We start from the raw sequence: 6127 nt of genomic DNA, 5'->3' as shown, positions 1-6127 counted from the left end.
CCCCCGTCGGGCGCGGGTACGGGCCGTGTCCGTGCCCGCGCCGGTGCGGCGGAGTCCCGCTCCGTCCGTGCGGGCCGTCCGCCTGGCGCCCGGCGGTGACCCGGCACCGGCCCGCCGGCCCACCGTGAGCGTCACGCCCGTCCGCCTGCCCCTGCCCCGCCCCGCCGCAGTATCGACCACCCGCACCGAGGAGCCCCAGCCGTGAGCGAACACCACGCCGAGCACGCCGACGCGTGGAGCGAGCCGGAGCCCCAGCAGACCGTCGCCCCGTCCGCGGCGGTCACCCCGGCCGACGCCGCCGACGCCGCCCGGCTGGTCTCCTTCGGCCTCCAGCCCAAGCTGCTCCCGGCCCGGGACGCCGAATATGCCGAGCTGCTCCGGCGCTATCGCGAGGACCCCGCGTTCGCGCGCCTCGCCGACGCCGTCGCCGCCGGCCTCGGACTCGTGGTCCTGGAAGTCTCCCCGCGCGCCGGCATGGCCGTCACCGCCGGTGAGGACTCCGTGTTCGCCGTGCGCATGGGCGACTACGCCCGCCGCGCGTCGACCGACTCCGCCGACCGCTTCCTGCACGGCCTGGCCCACCTCGCCGTCGCCGCCATGGCCTTCCCCCGCCCCGAGGACCTCGCCGACGACGGCTACATCGGCCGCCTCACGGTCAACGGCGTCGACGCCTTCGTGCGTCAGGCCTGCCGCCGCCTCGAGGAGCGCGCCGAGGAACAGGGCGTGAACACCGACCCCGCCTCCGACGCCCCCGGGCTCGAGGCGGCCTGGCGGGTCTACACCCGCCGCAGTGCCACCGGGGCCACCAAGGACGCCCGCCGTCTCGCCGGCTCCACCACCGGAATCGTCGGCAAGGCCGTCGCCTTCCTCACCGACTCCGGCTTCCTCCAGCGCACCGGCGACGACGCCGGCGGCGCCTACCGCACCACCGCCCGCTACCAGCTCCAGGTCCGGGACATGGCGGGCAGCGCCGCCATGGCCGAGCTGCTCGATCTCGGCGTCGTCCCGGTCAGTGACGGCTCCGCCAGCCTCCTGCCGCCGCCCGAGGGGGACGACCTGGACCTCGCCGCCGACGCCGGCCTGCCGTTCCACGCCTGACCACCCGGGCGACCGCCCGTGCGACACGGGCCGTAAGCCACCGCACAGACCCGCTCCCCCCGACATCCGCCCCGCCCCGCCCCGCGTAGTCACCGAACCAGTCGACGAGAGTCCGCCGCCATGTACGAGTTGTCCCGGGTCCGCCTCTACTCCATCGGTCCCGCCGGTGCGCGTTACGCCGACACCGTCCTGGACCTGCGCGGAGTCGGCGCCCCCGTGCCCCAGCCCGCCCCCACCCAGGCGGAGTTCTTCGAGGAGGAGCCCGTCGGCCCGCCGCGCCGCCCCGCCCCCGCGGGCGTCCTCTTCCTGGAGAACGGCGGCGGCAAGTCCGTCCTCCTCAAGCTGATCTTCTCGGTCATGCTCCCCGGCCACCGCAACACCCTCGGCGGCGCCAGCTCCGGCGTCCTGCGCAAGTTCCTGCTCGCCGACGACTGCGGCCACGTCGCCCTGGAGTGGCAGCACACCCTCACCGGCGAACTCGTCGTCGTCGGCAAGGCCAGCGAGTGGCGCGGGCGCCAGGTCTCCAACGACCCGCGGAAGTTCGCCGAGGCGTGGTACTCCTTCCGCCCCGGGCCCGGCCTGAGCCTCGACTCCCTCCCGGTGGCCGAAGCCACCTCCGTACGCCCGTCCGCGGAGGGCGCCTCCGGCGCGCGCGGCCGACGCCGCACCATGAAGGGCTTCCGGGACGCCCTCACCGAGGCGGGCAGGGTCTACCCGCACCTGGAGGTGTACTGGGAGGAGATCCACGACCGCTGGAACGAGCACCTCGGCGACCTGGGTCTCGACCCCGAGCTCTTCCGCTACCAGCGCGAGATGAACGCCGACGAAGGCGAGGCCGCCGGCCTCTTCGCGGTCAAGAAGGACTCCGACTTCACCGACCTGCTCCTGCGCGCCGTCACCGACACCCGCGACACCGACGGCCTCGCCGACCTCGTCAGCGGCTTCGGCAACAAGCTCGGCCGTCGCGCCGAACTCACCGCGGAACGCGACTTCACGGCCGGCTCCGTCGACCTCCTGGGACGCATCGTCGAGGCCGCCGAGACCCGCGCCCGCGCGCGTGAGGTGCACGCCGCCGCCGACCGCCGCACCCGCACGCTCGCCCGCCGGCTCTCCGCCCGCGCCGACCAGGAGCGCGGCCGCGCAGCCGAACTGGCCCAGCAGGTCACCTCGGCCGCCCATGCCGTCTCCGAGGCGGAGACGGCCCGCGGCCGCAGCTCCCTCATCACCGCCGAACTCGCCTACCGCCACGCCTCCCTCGCGCTGGCCGCCGCCGAGAAGGGCGCCGCCTCCCAGCGCCGTGAACTGACCGAGGCCCGCACCCTGCACGCCGCCTGGCAGGCCACCGAGGCCGTGCTGCGCCACCGCGCCGCGGGCGACCGCTCCACGCGCGTGGCAGCGGCGATCCGCGAGGCCGAGCGGGACGCGGCCCCCGCCCTCGCCGCCCGCGCCAAGGCCGCCGCCGACCTCGTACGAGCCCTCGCCGCCGCCGCGGAGGACGGCGAGCGTCACGCGGCGGAGGAGGAGGAGCGCTCCGCCGCCCTCCAGGAGGCCGGCGAGACCGCGCACCGGGACGCCACGGCCGCCGCGACCGACGCCCAGCGCGCCCGCAGCGAGGCCGGACACCTGCGCCAGCGGCTGGCCGAGGTCGAGCAGGAGACCGCCGAGGCGGTACGGGCCGGCTGGCTGGACGACTCGGCGCCCGACGCCGATCCCGCGCGCGCGGCCCTCGCCGCCAGCGACGCCGAGAAGACCACCGTCGCCGCCTGGGACGCGGCCCGCGAGGCGGCCCGCGCGGCGGCCGACCGCGCCCGCGAGGCAGCCGCCGCCGAGTCCCGGGCCGAACTCGCCGCGGCCCGCGCCACGGACGCGGCCGAAGCGGCCGAGCACGCCTACGACGCCGAACGCCGCGCCGCTGAGTCGATCGCCTCCGACGAACGCCTGGCCGAACTCCTGAGCCTTCCCGCCGCGCACTCCACGCTGCCCGGCCAGCGGGCCGGCGACGGCCCTCGCGGCACGGCACCCGGCGACGCCCCGTCCGTCGCGGGACAGCCCCGAAGGACCAGCGGCTCCGCCACGTCATCCGGCCGGGACGCGACCGGCCCCGACGCCGACCACCGCGCCCCGGACCCGGACCGCACGACCTCCGGCGACGGACGCGGTGCCCCCGGCCAGGACGCGGGCGCCGCCCCCGCCCGCCCCGTCGCCGGCTCCGCCTTCGGCCTCGTCGCCGACCCGGACGCCGTGCCCCACGGTCCCCTCACCGTCACCGAGTTCGACCGGTACGCCGACGAGCTGCGGCGGCTCCTCGAGCAGTCCATCGCCTCCGCCGAGCGCAACCTCTTCGACCTGCGCACCGCCGCGGCCGACGACTCCCGCATCCTCGGCGCCCTCGGCGACGGGGGACTGCTGCCGCCCGGCCCCGACGTGCTGGCCACCGTCGAGTACCTCGGCGAGCACGGCATCCCGGCCCTCCCGGGCTGGCGCTACCTCGCCCAGGCGGTCGACCCCGCCGACCACGCCGCCGTCCTCGCCGCCCGCCCCGAGCTGGTCGACGGTGTCGTGATCACCGACCCCGTCTCCTACGCCCGTGCCCGCGAGGTGCTGAGCACGGCCGCCCTGCTGCCCCGCTCCGCCGTCGCCGTCGGCACCGCCGCCGCCCTGCTGGCGCCCGTGCCCCGGCCCGAGGCGGGGGAGGACGCGGGTGTCTTCCTCGTACCGCCGAACCCCGCCATGCACGACGAGCACGCCGCCGACGAGGAACGGCATGCCCTGCGCGCCCGCGCGGCCGCGCGCGACGAGGAGATCCGTACGCTCGCCGCCCGGCTCACCGGCGACCGCTCGCTCGCCGCGCGGATCGGCTCCTGGCGGGCCGACTGCCCGCCCGGCATGCTCGCCGAGCTCGCCGCCGCCGCGACCACCGCCCGGGAGACCGCGGAGGCGGCCGCCGCCACCCTCGCCGAGGCCCGGACGCTACGGACGGAGGCCGACGAGGCGGCCGCCGACGCGGCCGGGGTGCGGGACGAACGCCAGGAGGCCGCCCAGCGCGCCCGCCGCGTGGCCGACGCCCTCGCGGGCCTCGCCTACCGGTTGCGCGAACGCTCCGCCTGGCAGGCCAAGCTCCGCGAACTCGCCGACGACGCGGCCGAGTCCGAGGCCCGCGCGCAGACCTGCCTGGAGCGCGCCCGCGCCGCCGACGAGGACCGCCGCGCCGCCCAGCGCGCCGCCGACGACGCCCACCGCACCGCACGCGCCCTGCGGGCCGAGCGTGCCGAGATCGCCGGCGCCCCCGACCAGCTCCCGGAGCCGGACGCCGACGCTCCGCGCGCCGCGCTGCCCACCCTCCGCGAGGCCTACCGCGCCGCTTCGCAGCTGTACGAGAAGGTCGGCGTCGGAGCCGACCTGCGCGCCGAGCAGGCCCGCGCCGAGAGCGACGAGTCCGCCGCCCTCGCCGAGCTCGACCGGCTCACCAACAAGGTCCGCGTCCGCGCCGAGCAGCTCCTGGAGTCCACCGACGGCGCCGACGGCCCGTCCCGCCAGGCCGCCGCCGCCCGCGCCGAATCCCTGGTCCAGATGCTGGAGATCCGGGCCTCCGAGGCGAGCGAGAAGCTCGGCCGGCTCCGCGGCGAGTCCGAACGCCTGTCGCCCGAGGACGGCGCGGCGCACACGGAGCTGCCCGAGGAGCTGGTCCCCTCCGACGCCGAGCACGCCCAGGCCCTGCTCCGTACCGCGACGGCCGAACTGGCCTCCCGCACGGACGCCCTGGAAGCCGCGCGCGCCGCGCACACCGGTCTGCTGAGGGCCCACCGCGCCGCCGAGGACGCGGCAGGCGGCTTCGACGAGACGGCGGCGCTCCTGCGCGACCTGCTGCGCGACCACACCGAGGAGGACCGGGAGGAGCCCGAGCCGTACGCCGGCACCCTGGAGGAGGCCCGGCACTCCGCGGCCGAGGCCCGGCGCTCGCTGCGCGCGTGCGTCGCCGAGCTCTCCGGCGCCGACTCCTCCGTGCGCGAGGCGAGCGACATCCTCGTCCGCCACGCCAACTCCACCCGCTACGAACAGGTCCGCACCCCCGCCCGGCAGCAGATCCGTGAACTGCCCGCGGCCGCCCTGCCCGAGCACGCCGCCAAGTGGGCCGAGGCGTTCGCGCCCCGGCTGCGGGTCCTCACCGACGAGCTGGAACAGCTGGAGCGCAACCGCGACTCGATCGTCGACCGGCTGCGGGGCCTGGTGGAGTCCGCCCTGGCCACGCTCCGCTCCGCGCAGCGCCTCTCCCGGCTGCCCGAGGGGCTCGGGGAGTGGTCGGGCCAGGAGTTCCTGCGCATCCGCTTCGAGGAGCCGGACCAGGCCACGCTCACCGAGCGGCTCGGCGAGGTCATCGACGAGGCGACCCGCGCCGCCGTGAGGAAGAACTCCGATCTGCGCAGGGACGGCATGTCCCTGCTGCTGCGCGGGGTCCAGGCGGCGCTCGAACCGCGGGGCATCGCCGTGGAGATCCTCAAGCCCGACGCCGTGCTGCGGGCCGAGCGGGTCCCGGTCGGGCAGATGGGCGACGTCTTCTCCGGCGGCCAGCTCCTCACCGCCGCGATCGCCCTGTACTGCACGATGGCCGCGCTGCGCTCCAACGACCGGGGCCGGGACAAGCACCGCCACGCGGGCACCCTGTTCCTCGACAACCCGATCGGCCGGGCCAACGCCACGTACCTCCTGGAGCTCCAGCGGGCCGTGTCCGACGCGCTGGGCGTCCAGCTGCTGTACACCACCGGCCTGTTCGACACGACCGCGCTCGCGGAGTTCCCCCTGGTCATCCGGCTGCGCAACGACGCCGACCTGCGGGCGGGACTGAAGTACATCAGCGTCGAGGAGCACCTGCGGCCGGGCCTGCCGCAGCAGAGCACCGAGGGCGAGACCATCCACGGCGAGATCACGGCCACCCGGATGTTCCGCCGGACACCGGCCGAGGACCCGCAGCCCCGGACGTAGTCCGAAGACACGGACAGGGTGGTGGCCCGCTCCCCGAGGGGAGCGGGCC

2 protein-coding genes are annotated in these 6127 nt (G+C 77.0%); both read left to right on the top strand.

All coding sequences use genetic code 11. From position 1 onward, the window contains the following. Positions 1 to 201: 201 nt before the first annotated feature. The gene (locus AB0K65_RS30795; RefSeq protein WP_365722323.1) at positions 202 to 1098 is read left to right on the top strand and encodes a hypothetical protein; all 897 of its coding nucleotides are present in this window, start codon (positions 202 to 204) and stop codon (positions 1096 to 1098) included. 120 nt (positions 1099 to 1218) lie between these two features. After that, positions 1219 to 6078, top strand: coding sequence for a hypothetical protein (locus tag AB0K65_RS30790; RefSeq protein WP_365722321.1), 4860 nt, complete (start codon positions 1219 to 1221; stop codon positions 6076 to 6078). The last annotated feature ends 49 nt before the right edge of the window (positions 6079 to 6127 follow it).

It is taken from the genome of Streptomyces sp. NPDC053755, assembly GCF_040677675.1.
Lineage (GTDB): Bacteria > Actinomycetota > Actinomycetes > Streptomycetales > Streptomycetaceae > Streptomyces.
This window is presented reverse-complemented; position numbering and strand designations above follow the sequence as displayed.